Annotated in this window: 12 protein-coding genes; 8 read left to right on the top strand and 4 right to left on the bottom strand. The window is 65.9% G+C overall.

The features are described from left to right. Positions 1-169: 169 nt before the first annotated feature. Both OTER_RS25840 and OTER_RS12830 read left to right on the top strand, forming a co-directional pair. Positions 170-511, top strand: coding sequence for a hypothetical protein (locus tag OTER_RS25840; RefSeq protein WP_012375352.1), 342 nt, complete (start codon positions 170-172; stop codon positions 509-511). A gap of 11 nt (positions 512-522) precedes the next feature. Then, on the top strand, positions 523-900 hold the full coding sequence (locus tag OTER_RS12830) for a YciI family protein (protein ID WP_012375351.1): 378 nt from the start codon (positions 523-525) through the stop codon (positions 898-900). 391 nt (positions 901-1,291) lie between these two features. On the opposite strand, the gene OTER_RS12825 is transcribed toward OTER_RS12830, so the two are convergent. Next, on the bottom strand, positions 1,292-2,578 hold the full coding sequence (locus OTER_RS12825; protein ID WP_012375350.1) for a 3-deoxy-D-manno-octulosonic acid transferase: 1,287 nt from the start codon (positions 2,576-2,578) through the stop codon (positions 1,292-1,294). Positions 2,579-3,048: 470 nt separating this feature from the next. Between OTER_RS12825 and OTER_RS12820 the strand changes: the two genes are divergently transcribed. From OTER_RS12820 to OTER_RS12810, 3 genes are all read left to right on the top strand, one after another. Continuing rightward, positions 3,049-4,230: a hypothetical protein gene (locus tag OTER_RS12820; RefSeq protein ID WP_044891755.1), complete on the top strand. Its 1,182-nt coding sequence runs from the start codon at positions 3,049-3,051 to the stop codon at positions 4,228-4,230. A gap of 196 nt (positions 4,231-4,426) precedes the next feature. Further along, positions 4,427-7,366, top strand: coding sequence for a M16 family metallopeptidase (locus OTER_RS12815; protein ID WP_012375347.1), 2,940 nt, complete (start codon positions 4,427-4,429; stop codon positions 7,364-7,366). 329 nt (positions 7,367-7,695) lie between these two features. Further along, on the top strand, positions 7,696-8,763 hold the full coding sequence (locus OTER_RS12810) for a glycoside hydrolase family 43 protein (protein WP_012375346.1): 1,068 nt from the start codon (positions 7,696-7,698) through the stop codon (positions 8,761-8,763). 123 nt (positions 8,764-8,886) lie between these two features. Here the strand turns inward: OTER_RS12810 and OTER_RS12805 are convergent, their stop codons facing one another. The 3 genes from OTER_RS12805 to OTER_RS12795 form a co-directional block, all read right to left on the bottom strand. Next, complete coding sequence (locus OTER_RS12805; protein WP_012375345.1) at positions 8,887-9,963, bottom strand: exosortase/archaeosortase family protein; 1,077 nt, start codon at positions 9,961-9,963, stop codon at positions 8,887-8,889. Between the two features lie 115 nt (positions 9,964-10,078). Next, the gene (gene fabF / locus OTER_RS12800) at positions 10,079-11,404 is read right to left on the bottom strand and encodes a beta-ketoacyl-ACP synthase II (protein ID WP_012375344.1); all 1,326 of its coding nucleotides are present in this window, start codon (positions 11,402-11,404) and stop codon (positions 10,079-10,081) included. Between the two features lie 13 nt (positions 11,405-11,417). Then, positions 11,418-12,176, bottom strand: a complete 759-nt coding sequence (locus OTER_RS12795) for a TetR/AcrR family transcriptional regulator (RefSeq protein WP_012375343.1) — start codon at positions 12,174-12,176, stop codon at positions 11,418-11,420. 377 nt (positions 12,177-12,553) lie between these two features. Here OTER_RS12795 and OTER_RS12790 point away from each other — a divergent pair, with 377 nt between their 5' ends. The 3 genes from OTER_RS12790 to OTER_RS12780 all read left to right on the top strand — a co-directional run bounded on the left by OTER_RS12790 (position 12,554) and on the right by OTER_RS12780 (position 16,606). Continuing rightward, the gene (locus OTER_RS12790) at positions 12,554-13,099 is read left to right on the top strand and encodes an HIT family protein (protein WP_012375342.1); all 546 of its coding nucleotides are present in this window, start codon (positions 12,554-12,556) and stop codon (positions 13,097-13,099) included. Positions 13,100-13,101: 2 nt separating this feature from the next. Then, positions 13,102-14,088, top strand: coding sequence for a PhoH family protein (locus OTER_RS12785; RefSeq protein WP_012375341.1), 987 nt, complete (start codon positions 13,102-13,104; stop codon positions 14,086-14,088). Between the two features lie 94 nt (positions 14,089-14,182). Beyond that, positions 14,183-16,606, top strand: coding sequence for an HD family phosphohydrolase (locus OTER_RS12780; protein ID WP_012375340.1), 2,424 nt, complete (start codon positions 14,183-14,185; stop codon positions 16,604-16,606). Positions 16,607-16,651: the final 45 nt, after the last annotated feature.

The following is a 16,651-nucleotide window of genomic DNA, read 5'->3' as shown; positions in this document are numbered from 1 at the left end:
CGCTCTCCACCTGCTTCCAACCGTCTGGCAACCTCAAGGTCGCAAGCGGGCTGACGTACTCAGCACCGGCGCCATCAAGCATGCTAACGGCGACCAAGATTGCCCACAGTATTCTTTTCACCGTTATGCCCAGACACTATAGCTGCGTGCCGCGTAGCGGAAAGGAGAGATGATCGCCCTCGTCGACGTGGGTTACTCCACCGGAGTGGAGCCTATCCACAGGGAACTGGCGTTCAACCAGCCAACCAAAAGCGAGGACCAGCACGTGAAGACGAATAAGGATGTCGGGCTCGATGTCCATCTGGTAGACACGCAGGTGGCCATCGCCGAAACCAGCCGAACCGGCAACGTGCGGCTCTACGGGGCCGGGGCGAACGACCTGCACGCGATGGCTCGAGGTCAACGGCCTCCTGGCCGCCCGAGACAGAAAAGCAACCACCTGCCCGCTCACGCCCAAGCTTACAATCCGAGCGCGAAAAATGTCCGCCGCGCGAGTTCTCATTCGTTATAGATCGAACCCCTATGAAACTGGAATCATCCCCCGACCAACGCCGCCACCTGATTCTGCTGAGGTATTCGAGTGGCGCGACTCCGCCCACCTCCGAGGAAATGAAGACGATCATGGCCCGCTTCGACCAGTGGATGCGCGGACTCTATGATCAAGGACGCGTGGCAGAAACGCATGGCCTTGAATTCACCGGCAAGGTCCTGCGCGGACCCATCAGCCAGACGACGATCACCGACGGCCCCTTCGCGGAAGGCAAAGAGGTCGTAGGTGGCTATGTGCTGCTGAATCCTTCCACGCTGGAAGAAGCAGTGACCATCGCCCGCGCGTGCCCGGGACTGGACTACCACATGATCGTGGAAGTTCGCCCGGCGAAATCTCGCCCAAACACCTAACGGCCGCCGGCGCTCCACAGCGGCTGGATGAGCGGGAGAGAATCGCCGCAAGAGCCGCGGTGCCGCAACGCTCTCCCTCTTCACTGCGCGAGGCGGTTTCGTCCTGGGAGCGCCCCCGCGCTCCGATCGCGCCGCGAGCACCGCGCCAAGGTACTCGGCGAATCGGGTGAATGGATCGCGTGCATATTGGATCCGTGGTCATCCGCGGAATCCGCGGTGGATGGGTCTTGGTCCCTTCCCGCGTTGGCGGCCGCGCCTTCCGCGCGTTTTGCAGCGATCCAGTTCCCCCGATTCGATCGAACGCGACGAGGGCGTCGCGTCCCCACCAAGACAGGGCGGATCCGTGGCAATCCGGGTGATCCGTGGTCGGTTCCAGCCCTGTGCCGCCCGCCTACTTCAGTCTCGCGAGTTCCTCGCGAATGACGGCGAGCGTGCGCTCCACCGCACCGGCGTTGTTGCGCTGCCACTCGCCCGCGGCGCCCGCCATCCGCTCGCGTCGCGCGGGATCAGCCAGCAACTCGCACACCACCTCCGTCAGCGCCTGTTGGTCCGTCACCTGCCGCGCCGCGCCTGCGGCCACCAGTTCCCGCGCGATCGTCCGAAAATTGCTCATCTCCGGCCCAAACAGGATCGGCTTTTCCAACGCCGCTGCCTCCACCGGCGTCTGACCGCCTTCGTTCGGCGGCAGGCTCTTGCCAATGAACACGAGATCCGCGAGCTGCGTGAGCGTGCGCAACTCGCCCGTGGTGTCGGCGACCGTCACCGCCACGCGGCAGGGCGCCGGCCCGCGCGAGCGGAAATGATGCCCCACCTGCGCCTCGCGCAGCAGCCGCTCGAGCTCGCCACGCCGCTCCGCATGCCGCGGCACCAGCAGCAGCGTGCACTCGACGCCGCGGTTGCGCGCCGCCTGCCACGCCTCCAGCAACGCCGCCTCCTCGCCGGGCCAGGTCGACGAACCCAGCAGCACGAAGCCTTCGCATCCGCCTAGCTCCGTGCGCAGCGTGGTGCGTTCCGCCTGCGTCAGCCGCGGAATCCGCAGGTCCAGCTTGATGTTGCCCGTCGTGAAAATTTTTTCCGCCGGCACGCCGAGTTGGCGAAACCGCGCCTCGTCCTGCGCGGAACACGGCAGCAGCCGGTCGATCCCGCCGAACAGCAGCCGGTTCGCGAAGCCAAAGTTGCGCAGCCGCCGGAAGCTGCGGTCGGATGTCCGCGCGTTGATGCTGATCACCGGCACCTGTCGCAGATTGGCTTGGTGAATGTGCTCCGGCCAGCGCTCGCCTTCCATCAAGATCACCATGTCGGGATCGATGTCGCGCCACGCGCGGCGCGAGAACAGCCACCAGTCGATCGGAAAATAGCCGAGCCCAATCACGAAGCCGAAGTAACGTTCGTCCGCCAGCCGATGGCCGGTGCTGGTGGTCGTGGTGAGATACACCTCGGCCTCGCCGCTCTTGATCAGCGCTTCCAGCAACGGCGCGATCGCCAGCACCTCGCCGACGCTGACCGCCTGCAACCAGATCCGCCGCACACCGGGTCGTTTGGGCGGCAGGTCGTGCCCGCGGCCGAACCGGTGCTGAAACTTCTGCCTGTAGCCGCCCCGCCGTCGCATCCGCCAGAGGTAGCGCGGAGCGAGCACGAGCAGCGCCGGAAGAAAAACGATTCGGTAGAACCAAAACATCGTTCGCGATATACGCCCGCAAAGACCGGGGCGGCGCAAAGCAAATCGGTCGGTTCGCTCACGTCCCTGAAGCACGAAATGGCGCACGCGCCCTTAAAGCCATCTGTTCCGAGACCGGTGATGTCGGGCAGGTGTGCCCGAGCCCTCCGGTCGACCGGGTGGTTTGTTCGACATTCCAGACATGCCGGCATCGCTCCAACCACCGTTCCTCGCAGTCAGCAATCCAGGATGGCCGCCGCGGCGTGACTGCGCCCCGATGGTTCTATGGGGCGCCGTTTGGCAATCAACTGGCCGGGACGCGTCCCGTCCACCTTGTCTCGCGGTGACGCATGCGAGATGCTATCATTCACCTCTAGTCGTGGGGGTCATCGGCGACATTCACGATCGCTTTCGGGATCATATAGGTTATGCAGCGGAGATCCTCGGGCGCGCCATGCCCGAATCGTTCCAGCTCCAGCTTTCTTTGACCCATGAACGATATCCCGGATTTTTGGCCTCTTTTGGCCCCGTATGCCGCGGCTGTGCTCGCGTTCCTCTGCACGGTAGGTGCGTACGTTGTCGATACTGCACCTGACCAATCGCCTGTCATTCTTACCAGCTGCAGCACTCCACCATACCGGATGCGAGGCTGGGCCGTAGCACTAACGGTAGTCGGCGCGAGCAGTGCCGACCTGCTGTTTCTGCTCGTCGGCAGGCAATTGCCCTGGGCGCCGATAGTCCAGTACGTGGTGGTACCACTCGCAGGAATCATTTACTCGCTGGCACTGTGGTGGCTCCTCTCGTGCCAGACCACGGTTTCGCGCAAGGAACGGCGGGAAAACGCTGAACTCACCTTCAAGTTCGCCGAATGTACTGTTTTGATCGTGGGTGTCGTCTTTGCGGTTCATGCGGCCCGGACGGGGTTGGCATCGCTTCAACTTAGCGCAGAGAGCAACCGCAACGCTGCGGTTTCCATGCGGCTGACCGCGAACAGCAACCAGACAGCCGCCGCGGCGCTGATGCACAGTGCCGCCAGCAACCGTACCGCTGCCAGGGCGCAGCTTTATGAAGGGGACAACGCAATCACGCAGGCCGAGGCGATCGGTTCAGATACAAAACTACAAGCGATCTACGCCATGCCAAATCCTCATTGTGCCACAGACGAGGAGGCTCGCGCCTATATCTCACGGATGCTTGGGATGGTGACGGATGATCCGATGATCTGCGGTGTGCATGATGCGGCGGAACTCTATGAGCGGACGTTTGGCCATTCGTCCTACACCGGGCCGACGCAACCAGAACGATCGGACATCGCACAGCTCCGCAGGATGCTGCTGCACTGCACCCTCATCCTGAATTTGCTCCACAGCGCACACGACGACGTACCCGAGGGGATCATCGAATATTCTGAATACGAGACGTGGGCAGGGTACTTCAACGACATCGGACCCCATCCCGTCCTGCTAGAGACCTTGTGGCTATGGGATAAGCGGAAATACATGTCTAAGGAGTTTGCCCATGAAGTGCACGATCGTCTCTACGTGCGGGGAACCGATGCGGAAAAGCGGATCATCCGACTTTTTCTCCCTGAACTCGCAATCGACACATTCGGGCAGGAGCTCCCTGGCGCGTACGCGAAACGGTTGTCCACCATCTCGGCCACGACGCCGTAATCACCGCCTCATCAGGTCGCCTCCGACCGCAACTCGGAAGACCAAACGCGTCCAATAGATGATTAGCACTTGGGTGGGTTGATTCTCACACCCCCCGCACCCCCTGTGCGCAACGAGGGGCGCTGAATGTGCCAGTTCTCTCCTCGATCATTTTCTTTCAAGTTGCGCGTCCAGGCCTGCGCCCCACTTTCCCGCCATGACTCTGCTCAGGCGCCTGATTTGCTTCGTCCTCCTCTTCAGCGGCATAGACGCCGCACAGCCGTTCCCGCATGAGCAGAGTGATTTGAAACCGGATCCCGCCGCGCGGTTCGGCCGTCTGCCTAACGGCATCCGCCACGTGCTGTATCCAAATCAGGAGCCCAAGGGCCGCGCTTCGCTGCGGCTGCTGATCGAGGCGGGCTCGCTCAACGAAACCGAGGACCAGCGGGGACTCGCGCATTTTCTCGAGCACATGGCCTTCAACGGCAGCCAGCATTATCCGCCGGGCACGATCGTGGAGTTTTTCCAGCGGATGGGCATGAGCTTCGGTGGCGACAGCAACGCAAGCACCAGCTTCGATCGCACCCTCTACCTGCTGGAACTGCCGGACACGAAGGAAGCGACGATCGCGGAGGGGCTGCGGGTCTTCGGCGACTATGCCGGCGGCTTGCTGCTCGAGACGAAGGAGATCGATCGCGAACGCGGTGTGATCCTCAGCGAGCGGCGCGCGCGCGACTCCGTCGGCTTCCGCACGTTTGTCGCGCAATTCGAGTTCCTGCTCCACGGCACGCTGCTGCCGCAGCGGATTCCGATCGGCGACCCTGCCGTCATCGAGTACGCCGACCGCGCACGGTTTTTGGATTTCTACAACACCTGGTATCGGCCGGACCTGATGTCGGTCGTCGTGGTGGGCGACATCGATCCCCTCGTCGTGGAGAGGCAGATCGTCACCGCGATATCAGGCTTGGCACCCCGCGCGCCCGCGCGGCCCGCGCTCGACCGCGGCCAGATCGACGCCGCCGCGCCACTCCGCACGCTCTACCATTTCGAACCGGAGGCGCCGGCCACCACCGTCTCGATCTCGTGCGTCACGCCGCATGGCTACGAGCCCGACACAGCGGCGAACCGGCTCAAGTATCTTCCCCGTGATCTTGCGCTCGCGATCGTCAACCGCCGGCTGTCGATCCTGGCCAAACAGGAGAACGCTCCGTTCATCCGCGGCAGCATCAGCGTGAACGAGGGTTTCGACCTGTTCCGCGAAGCATCGATCGATCTCACCTGCAAGGCTGGGCAATGGAGCGCGGCCCTCGCCGTCGCCGATCAGGAATTGCGTCGCGCGCTCGAGCACGGATTTCAGCCCGGGGAGTTGCAGGAGGCCGCCGCCAACCTGCGCAACGATCTCGAGCAAGCCGTAAAGACGGCGCCCACGCGACGTTCGCCCGCGCTGGCGGACGAGATCGCCGAGGGGCTTAACCAGCGCGAGGTGCTCACCGCGCCCGCGGACGACCTCGCGCTGTTCCGGCCCGTCCTCGATCAGATCACCGTTGAACAATGTCTCGCCGGATTGCGCGATGCCTGGGCCGAGCCGCACCGCGCCCTCATCGTCGCGGGCAACGCCGTGATCGGCCCGCCACCGCCCGTACCGACGATCGACTCGGCGGCCGCCCACGCTGCGGTAGCTGCCAGCTCACCAGCGCCGGTCGCTCAGCCAAACTCGCCCGAAGCGCTCATCGCCGCGGCGTATGAGCGTTCGCGCGGAGTGGCTGTCGCGGCGCCGGCGAACGAAAACGAGTTGGCGTGGGCCTACACGAACTTCGGCGCCCCGGGCGTGGTGACGTCGCGCGAGCACGTCGCCGATCTCGACCTCGACCTCGTCACGTTTTCCAACGGCGTCCGGCTGAATCTCAAGAAAACGCCGTTCGAAGCGGGCGTGATCCGGATGCTCGCCCGCGTCGGCACTGGGCTGCTGACCGAGCCGCGCTCGCAGCGCGGACTCGCTTCCATGGCGAGCGCAACGTTCGACGCCGGCGGTCTCGGTCGGCACAGTGTCGACGATCTCCGCCGGATTCTCGCGGGGAAAAACGTCGGCGTGCAGTTCGCCGTCGACAGCGACGCCTTCGTGTTTCGCAGCGCCACGACTCCCGGTGACCTCCAGCTCGACCTGCAGCTGCTCGCCGCGAAGCTCACCGACGCCGGCTACCGCGCCGAAGCGATGCGACAGGTGCACAAGGGCATCGAGCAGCTGTACCTGAGTTTTCAACACACTGCGAACGGCCCGCTGGCCACCGAAGTCGCCAACCTGCTCGCGAGTGGCGATCCGCGGTTTGGCTTGCCGCCGAAAGACGTGCTGCTGGCGCGGACGTTGGAGGAAGTGCGCGCGTGGCTCACCCCGCAATTCGGCGCGAGCGCACTCGAGCTCTCGATCGTGGGCGATCTCGACGTCGACGCCACAATCGCCGCCGTCGCGCAGACGATCGGCGCCCTGCCCGCCCGCGAGCCGAAGCCGCTGCTCGAGGAACTCCGGCACGTCACTTTCCCGGCGGAGCCGTTCACGAAAGAGTACCGGATCGAGTCCGAAATTCCGAAAGGTCTGGTGGTCGTCTACTGGCCCACGACGGATCAATCGAACATTCAACGCACCCGCCGGCTCAGCGTGCTCGCCAACATTCTCGAGGACCGGCTGCGCGTGAAACTGCGCGAGGAACTCGGCGGCACCTACTCGCCGAACGCCGGCAGCCTCACGAGCGAAACGTTTCCGGGTTACGGTTACCTCTCGGCCGGCATCGACGTCGATCCCGCCATGGCTGACAAAACCGCCTCGACGGTGATCGAGTTGGCGGACGATCTGGCGCGCCAAGGTCCGACGGAAGACGAGCTCGCGCGGGCGAAGCTGCCGCTGCTCACCGCCGTGCGCGAATCGGTTCGCAACAACGGCTACTGGCTCGGCAGCGTGCTCGCCCGCGCGCAGGAAAAACCCGAGGTGCTCGACTGGTCGCGCTCGCGGCTGAGCGATCTCGAGTCGATTACGGTCGCGGAAGTGGCCGCGCTGGCGAAGACCTATCTCGGTCAGGCCCGCGCTTCGCGCGTCGCCGTGCTGCCGACGGCGGCAGCGCCGAAGCCGGCAACACCACCGCTGCTCGAGTCGGGTTCGAAATAGTTGTCTGCGCCACGCGCCCCCACACACGCGCGCACAGGGCCACGCCAATCAGTGTGGTCTGCTGCGTGAGGAGCGGGAGGCACTCCATCCGCGCCGTCACCGGCGCGGCTAGGCGGGATCGCTCCGACGCCAAACGATTGTAGCCCCACGGGTTCGCCGTGCGGATGAGCATCCCGGATGCGGCGGATCGGCCAGGCGTAGCCGGGGCCGATGGTCCGGAGCCGGGTTCAACGAGCCCGCCTACAGGGCGAAATCCGCTCCGCCATTTTCACCGGATTTTCCCCACCGCAGTGTAGCGCCCCGGCGGTTCTCCCGCCGCAATAGCGCACGTGGAGCATCGGGCATTTTCTTATACCGGTGATGGAACTCTGCCGGGTGGGCGGCGCGGGACACTCGCGCCGTTCCGGTCCGCGCTGGCGCCTCAGACCTTTCTCAATCCCATCTTGCCGGCCCCCGCGCAGGATCCGCACGTGCTTTTCCACGACGGGCTCTACCACTACTGCGAGTCGACCCCCGCCGGTATCTTTCTGCGCTCGGCGGCCAATTTCGTCGACCTTGCGCGTGCCCCGCGGCGATGGGTCTGGACGCCGCCGGCGCGCGGTCTGATGGCGAAGAACCTCTGGGCGCCGGAACTGCATCAGCTGGACGGGCGGTTCTACATTTACTTCGCCGCGGACGACGGTCGGAACGCGAATCATCGGATGTGGGTGCTCTCGGCCAGCGATCTGGGCGGACCCTTTTTGCTTGTCGGCCAACTCGAAACGGGCGGTTGGGCCATCGACGGCACGGTGTTTCCGCTGCACGGCGAACGGTATTTCGTGTGGTCGGGCTGGCCGGGTCGCCGCAACGGACAACAAAACCTCTACCTCGCGCGGATGCGCAGCCCGCTCGCGCTCGAGGGACCGCGCGTCCTTCTCACCACGCCCGACCAGCCTTGGGAGCGGCGCGGGCTGCCGCTGTGCGAAGGGCCACAGGTGTTGCAGCATCACGGTCGCACGTTTCTCGTCTATTCGGCGAGCGGTTCGTGGACGGAAGACTACTGTCTCGGGCTGCTCAGTCTCGAGGGTTTCGACGTGCTCGATCCGCGTTCGTGGCGCAAGCGCGGGCCGGTGTTTCACAAAACCGCGCACGCGTGGGGCGTCGGCCACTGCGGATTCGCCACAACGCCGGACGGTAACGAGCACTGGCTCCTCTACCACGCCAAGACCTCGCGTCAGCCGGGCTGGATCGACCGTGAGGTGCGCGCGCAGCGGTTCACCTGGAGCAGCGTGGGCGAGCCCGTGTTCGGCGAACCCGTTGCGCGCACGCTCGCGCAGCCGCGTCCCGCGGTGGATCTCGCGCCGCGCGCCGAAGCGCGTCCGGTCGTCAACTTCCCGCCGCTCGCCCGCAGCGCCTAACGACGGCCAAGGTAGGGCGGCGAGTCCCCTGGCCGCCCGCGATGACCAGAGGCGCTCGTGGCGCGAAGCGGAATTCCCCACGCTACAACTGGAAGTGTGCGCGACCGCCGCCGCTTGGCGTGGTCAGGCTTGTTTCTCCGACTCCCCCGTCGCCCACTTGAACAGTGGCAGCAAACCCAGCAGCCCGAGAACCGTGAGTCCAAGCACACTGTAGCCGGCGATATCGTGCACCTTCCCGCCGATCGCCTCCGGCCCGTAGTGGTAGGCCCAGCCGGTCAAAAACAACCCGCGCACCATGTTGGTCAAAAATGCGAGTCCCAGCGCGGCGACGACCAGCAGGATTTTCTGGCCCAGCCGTTCCACGAACACGGCCGCGAGAAACGATCCGGCGAACAGGCAGCCGGTCAGCGAACGAATCCCGGAGCACGCATCCTCCACGCCGACTTTGCCGGTTGGCAGCACGAGCACGTTGCCCTGCTGCTCGATCGGCAGCCCGAGCAGGTCGAACACGAACGAGACCACCGTCACGACTTTGCGGAGCAAAAACAGACTGAGCTGCGACTCGATCGCCGAAACCATCGGAGCAGAAACCAGCCACACCAGCACGGGAAACAAAAACAGCGCCGTCAATCGGACGCGCGCGTCGCTGAAGAGTCCGCACCGCATGGCAGGGGCGTCCCACCCGGGTTCCGGCTGAATCAGCGGCCTGACCACGGGCGAAACGCCCGTGCCACCGCCTGAACCCTCGTCGCTGTTTGCCGGGGCAGGGTCTCCGGGCACCGGCGCGTTCAGGAAGATCAGCGGAAGCACGATGCCGACGGCGCCGAGCGTGATCGCGAGCGTGCCCGGTTGCGACGTGCCTGCGCCCGCGCGATAGAACGCGCCCAGCAGGAACAGCAGCACGCCGCAGATCAGCGATCCGGCCGCCACGCCGCGGAGCAGCCATTTCGACCAGCCCCCAGCCCGGGCGCTGCCGGCAGCCATGCAGCCCTGCACCGCTGAGACGATCCGCGACCAACGGTCAGAGATCACAAACACCACCAACGCCGGGACGAGCCAGCCGAACGCGTAATCCTCCTTCACCCGCCACCAATGCGACTGATCCCATGCGACGAACGCAAGGAATCCAGCCGAGAGCGCGAACGCGGCGAGCAGCGGACTGGAGAGAGTTGCACGCAACTGCTGGAACGAAGCGGGCACGGCACGAGCGAAGGAAATCGGCGCGCAAATGCGAGTCGGATCCGGCCGGCGGTGGCGCCAGTCAGAGCTTTTGGAGACGCGACGCCCTCGTCGCGTCCCGTTCGCGTTGTTCTCCCTACAGCGCCGCGAACGCCACCGACGCGTTCGTCCCGCCGAACCCGAAACCGTTCGCCAGCGCGGCGCGCACTTTCTTCTTCACCGCCACTTTCGGGGTGAAGTTCAGGCCGGTCGCCTCGCAAGCCGGATCGATGTTCTCGAGATTGATCGTCGGGGGAATGATGCCCGTCTCGATGGCCTTCACCGCCGCGAACGCGCCCATCGCGCCGGCGCCGCCGAGCAGGTGGCCGGTCATTGATTTCACGCCGCTGACGTTCAGGTGGGCCTTCGCTTCGGCAAACACCGTCGCGATCGCCGCCGCCTCTTCGCCATCGCCGCCTGGAGTGGACGTCGCGTGCGCCGAAACGTAGTCGACGTCAGTGGGCGCGAGCCCCCCGCGCGTGATCGCCGCCCGCATCGCGCGGGCCGAACCTTCACCGCCGGGCGCGAGCGAGGACAGATGATAGGCGTCCGCCGTGGCGCCGTAGCCCCGCAGCTCAGCGTAGATCCGCGCGCCGCGGCGCTTCGCCTGCTCGAGCTCTTCCAACACGAAAACCACCGAGCCCTCGCTCAACACGAAGCCATCGCGATCGCGGTCGTACGGCCGCGACGCCTGCTCCGGCGCGTCGTTGCGCGTCGACAGCGCCCGCATCTGCGCGAACGCGCCGATGCCCAGCGGCGTCACCGTGGACTCCGCCCCGCCTGCGATCATCACGTCGGCATCGCCGCGCGCGATCGCCGCCGCCGCCTCACCCAGGGCATGACCGCTGGTCGCGCACGCCGACGCCATGCTCATGTTCGGCCCGCGACAGCCGAGCAGCAGGCTCACCTGACCAGCGAGCAGGTTGGGCGCGATTTGAATGATGAAGAAAGGCGAGATCCGGCGATAGCCGCTCGTTTTGAGCGTGTCGTGCATCGCCTCCATTTCCGGCAACCCGCCGACCCCCACGCCGAGGTTCACGCCGATCCGGTCCGACGGCAGTTCGCTGCGAAACGCGTCGAGTCCCGAATCCGCATACGCTTCGACCGCGGCCGCCGCGCCGAGATGCGTGAACCGGCCAAACTTCTTCACGTCCTTCGGTGTGAGCACCTGCGTCAACGGTTCGTTGGCTGCGCCGTAGGGATACAGCGGCTTCGGCAGCGGTCGCGTGACCTCAAAGCCCCGCACCTCGCCGGCGATCTGCGCCGGGCAACCGGTGGGATCGAAACGCGTGATGCGTCCGATCCCGCTGCGGCCCGCGATCAGGGCGGCCCAGGTATCGGCGGCGGAGTTGCCGCAAGGCGTGACGGTGCCGAGCCCGGTGACGACCACCCGGCGGCGGAGAGGAGCAGAGGTTTCGTTCATGCAAAAGGGGCAACTAAAAGACCCGAAGAAGACCGTGCGAGGGTGAAAATTCCTTCTCTTGTCCTACCGCACCTGCCGTCGGGGCGCACCTCGGTGCCGCCTTCGACCTCGTCGAGAGTGCTCTTGGCGGCTGATCGTGCGCCAGCGACGCCGTCGACCCAACTGCGGTGGAGGTGGCGGGCGAAGATTCCCGGCAGAATTCGGCTTTCAGCCGGCGGCGCATCGCCTGCAGCAGCCGCTCGCTCTGAGCCGGATCCTCGATCGCGCGGGCGAACAGCAGCGCCCCGACCAGCGAACTCATGAGCTGGGTCACGCGTTCGTGATTCGCCTGCGCGTCGGGCAACAAGCGCAAGGCGTCCGCCAGCCGATCGAGGTGGCCGGTAAACGACCGCGAGTAGCCCGTGCGGGCGGCGCCTTTCAGCCGGGCCATGTCCGCCGCGACCGCCACGATCAGGCAGCCCGAACTGCGGTTGTCGCGGTGACGCACCGCCAGATAACTGTCGATCAACAGCCGGGCGCGGGCGGCCGGCGTGAGTTGCGCAGCGATCCTCGCCAGATTCGGCACCGCTTCCGCGAAGCCGACGGCGCAGGCTTCCGCGACCAGTTCGGACTTGTCGGCGAAGTGCGCATAGAAACCGCCATGCGTCAGCCCTGCGCGTCGCATGACCTCGTCCACCCCGGTTTCCGCGACACCGCGCTCGCGAAAAGCCTGGCTCGCCGCCGCCAGGATCCGGCGGCGGGTGGCGGCTTTGTGGGTCGCAGAGTAGCGCATGCCCTCGTTGGAATGACGATCGTCATACAATCACGCAAGCGGAAAGCACAGTTCGCTGTCCCGGAGGGATTTGAACGAGATTTCCTCCGCCGCTTGGCACTCGTTCAGGCAACCGCGGTCGCGGCGGCGGCGTGCCGACAGCGCCCATCGATCAGCCCGCCGGCGACGGCGGGCTCCACCTCGATCTTTTCGATCGCGGCGCTCACGGCCGGGCCGGGCGTACCTCATTTTCCTGCAAACCCACGGGCGAGACGCCCGTGCCACGTGGCATGGGCGTCCCGCCCATGTCAGAAACGTGAGATGCGCCCGGCCGGACCTCCCGCCCACCCGGGCTTTGACTTTGCTCCAGCGAGCGTTTTTCCTGACCCCTTCACGACATGCAGCAGCTTCATGCTTACTGGCGTATGGAATACATCCAGGCGCCGCGCTATCCCGCCCGGATGAAGCGCCCGTTTACTGAGCTGCCGGCGCTCGGCGATGACCGCGCGGCGCTCATCGTGCATCGGGCCCGCCATGCCTACCTCGTGATGAACCGGTTTCCCTACAACCCCGGCCACCTGCTGGCCGTGCCGTTTCGGGAGGTGAACGAACTCGAAGCCCTGACGCCAGCGGAGGCTGCCGGACTGATGGCCGAGATCATTTTTGCCAAGCGACTGCTCACCGCCGCGCTTTCGCCGGACGGTTTTAACGTCGGATTCAACCTCGGCTCTGCCGCCGGCGGCAGCATCCCGCATCTGCACGCCCACGTGGTTCCGCGGTGGAACGGTGACACCAACTTCATGCCGGTTATCGGCCAGACCCGGACGCTGCCACAGTCGCTCGACGCCACGTGGGAACGGCTGGCCGCCGTGGCGCGCGAGCTGCGGGCCGGCGGCCGCCCCGCCCCGCAGCGCCGCGCCAGCCCCGCCCGCCGCAAGAAATAGCCTTGTCGACCAAGACCCTGCATTTCCCCTCGCCTCGCCACTTGCACGCGCTTTACGCGGGCCGGGACGAAAACCTCGCGTATGCGGAACGCGCGCTGGGCGCGAAGCTCGTGTCGCGCGACACGGCCCTCAAGATCGACGCGCCCGCCGAGGCCCTCGGCCGCACGGAGGCGTTGTTCACGTTCCTGAGCGATGCGCGTACCCAAGGCATGTCAATCCGCACCCCGGATTTTCATCGGATCACCGATGCGTTCGCCCGCGGCGAGGGCGACCAGCTTCGCGAGCTCTTCGCCGAGCCGTTGGTGATCGCGACGAATCGGAAGAGCATCATCCCGAAGACGCTCGGGCAGAAGTTCTACCTGAAAACGATCCTGGCCAACCCGATCGTGATCGGCATCGGCCCAGCCGGCACCGGCAAGACCTATCTCGCGATGGCCGCCGCGGTTTCGGCGCTGCTCAAGAACCAAGTGCAGCGAATCATCCTCACGCGCCCGGCGGTGGAGGCCGGCGAAGCGCTCGGCTTCCTGCCCGGCGACCTGCGCGAAAAAATCCTCCCTTACCTGCGCCCGCTTTACGACGCGCTGCACGACATGCTCGATCCTGAGGATGTCGCCCGGCTGACGGAAAAAGGCGTGATCGAGATCGCCCCCCTCGCCTACATGCGCGGCCGGACGCTGTCGCACGCGTTCGTTGTCCTCGACGAAGCCCAGAACACGACGCCCGAGCAGATGATGATGTTCCTCACGCGGCTCGGCGAGGAATCGAGGATGGTGGTCACCGGCGACGTCACGCAGATCGACTTGCCGCGATCCAAGCAGTCCGGATTACTCGAGGTCCGGCACATCCTGCGCGACATTCCCGGGATCGAGTTCCATACCTTCAGCGGCGCGGACGTGGTGCGGCATCCGCTCGTCCAGCGGATCATCGAAGCTTACGACAACTACCGCAACCCGATGAGCGGCGCGGCGGAGCCTGAAGCCAAAGGCTGACGGGCGATGCGCACCTCAATCTCCATGACGACGCGGCTGCTTCCGGTCCTCGGGCTCTCAGCTCTCAACTCTCAGCTCTCAACTAGCTGATCCCATGTCCGTTCGCGACCAGTTCAAGCTCCTCGTCGGCGGCCTCAACGCACGCCGCACGCACCCGCCGAGTTCGCAGGCGCAGTCCGCCTTCAGCGAATTTCTCGACCGCAGCCGCTTCGTCTCCGCGCTGATCTTCCTGTTCACCGTCGCCACGATTCTGCTCATCAGCTCAGCCGGCATCACGACCACGATGCTGCCGGTCATGCCCAACCAAGTCGCCACGGTGCGGGTCACCGCCAGCGGCTCGTTCTCCTTCGAAAGCGCTGAGCGCACGCGGGTGGCGCGGGAGCAGGTGCGCGATCGCGTGCCGCCGGTTTACCGGCTCGATGCCGAGCCGCTGCAGCGCTTCGAAGCGGCGGCGCTCGACCTGTTGTCGCAATTGGAGCTCTTCGACCAACGTAAGCATCCCACCAGCCCGGGCGGCTTCAATCTCGGGACGGCGACGCCCGAGGAGCGGCAGGAACTCGCCACGATCGTCGAGGCCTTCAACACCCGCGGGCCCTACTCCGCGAATCTCGACGATGTCGCCGCCGTCGTGAACGCCGGCGACGCGAAGACGCGCGCCGCGCTATTCGAAAACGGTTTTGCCGCGCTCCGCGACCTCTACGCGCAAGGCGTGCAGGACGGCACGCTGGCGGGCAGCGTGCCGGGCGGAATCACGGTTTTCCAGATCGCACGTCCTGACGGGCAGGTGACGCCGCGGCCGGTGCAGACGCTCGAACAGGCGCTCACGTTTCTCCGCGTGAACCTCGCCGCCGAGGGGCTTTCGCGCAGCGCCTCGCTCGCGTTGTTCCGGCTGTTCCGCAACGGGCTCGTGGCGAACGTGGTCTTCGATCGCGAAGCCACGCAGCAGCGCGAGGAGGCCGCCGTCGCCCAGGTGCCGCCGATCACCATCGGCGTCGTGCGCGGCCAGACGATCATCGAGCCCGGCGACCGGGTGACCCCCGAGCAATACGAGATGCTGATGGCGCACCGAAAATACGTGCGCGAGCACACCGACACGCAGCTCGACGAGAATCTCACGCTCTTCGGCCGCGTGCTGCTGGTGCTGGCCATGGTGCTCGCCTCGATCATCTACATCCGCATCGAGGATCCCGAAACCCTGCTCAGCAACGTCCGGCTCGGGCTGCTCGCGCTCGTGGTCATCTTCAATCTCGCCGTGGTGCGGGCGGTCTACTCGTTCGGTGGCGCCGATTTCTTCGTGCGCGACGGCTCCTGGGCCTCGACCCTGCCCTACGTGGCGCCGACGGTGATCGCACCGCTGCTGCTGGCCATCCTGATCGACGCGGGCTCCGCGATCTTCATGGCGCTGCTGATCTCGATCTTCACCGGCGTGATCTATGGCAACCGGCTCGACCTGCTGGTGCTCACCTTCCTCTCGTCGCTGGTGGCGATCTTCTTCTGCCGCGACGCGCGTCAGCGCGGCAAGGTCGTTCGCGCCGCCTGTGCCGGCGGCCTGACGGTGGCAGCCTTCGCCACGTTGATCGGCATCGCCGACCAGACCCCGTGGGAAACCATTTCCCGCCAGATCGTCGCCGGACTGATCACCGGTCTCGTGACCGGTGTGATCGTCGTCGGGCTGCTGCCGGTGCTGGAGTCGTTGTTCAAGCGGACCACGGACATCACCCTCCTCGAGCTCACCGACTACAACCACCCGCTGCTGCGGCGCATGCAGCTCGAGGCGCCGGGCACCTATCATCACTCGCTCATCGTCGCGCAGCTCGCCGAATACGCGGCCAACGCCATCGGCGCCAATCCGCTGCTTGCGCGCGTGTGCTCGCTTTTCCACGACGTCGGCAAGACGGCACACGCGGCGTTTTTCAGCGAAAACCAGCGCGACGGGGTGAATCCGCACCAGCACGAGGACCCCGCTGTTTCCGCGCGCATCATCAAGCAGCACGTCGCCGACGGCGCCGAACTGGCCCACAAGCATCACTTGCCAAACGCGGTGATCGACGTGATCCAGCAGCATCACGGCACCACGCTCGTGCGTTATTTTTATCAACGTGCGCTGGACCGGTCCCGCGCGCCCTTCCCCGCCAAGCCCACCGCGAACGACGCCGCCAAGCCGCAGAGCGCGATTCCCTTCCCCAGCGCCGCGCCCGCCGCGATCGACGAAGCCAGCTTCCGCTACGACGGCCCCAAGCCGCACACCAAGGAGAGCGCGATCATCTCGCTCGCCGATGCCGTGGAAGCCGCGTCGCGTTCGCTCCGGCAGACCACTCCCGCCCAGCTCAGCGAGCTGATCGACCGCATCGTCGGCGAACGCATCGAGGACGGGCAGCTCGACGAAGCGCCGCTCAGCCTGGTCGAGATCACGCGGATCAAAAACAGTTTTCAGTTCACGCTGCTCAACATGCTGCACGGCCGCGTGTCGTATCCGCCCGTTGCCGAGACGCCGCCCTCGGCGCAGGCGAAAGCGTAGCGCCGCGGCTCTGTAGCCGGGCTCGTCGAGCCCGGCACTCGCCCG

The organism is Opitutus terrae PB90-1, assembly GCF_000019965.1.
Lineage (GTDB): Bacteria > Verrucomicrobiota > Verrucomicrobiia > Opitutales > Opitutaceae > Opitutus > Opitutus terrae.
Note: the sequence above shows the minus strand (reverse complement) of the source record. Positions and strands in the feature narration are given on the sequence as shown.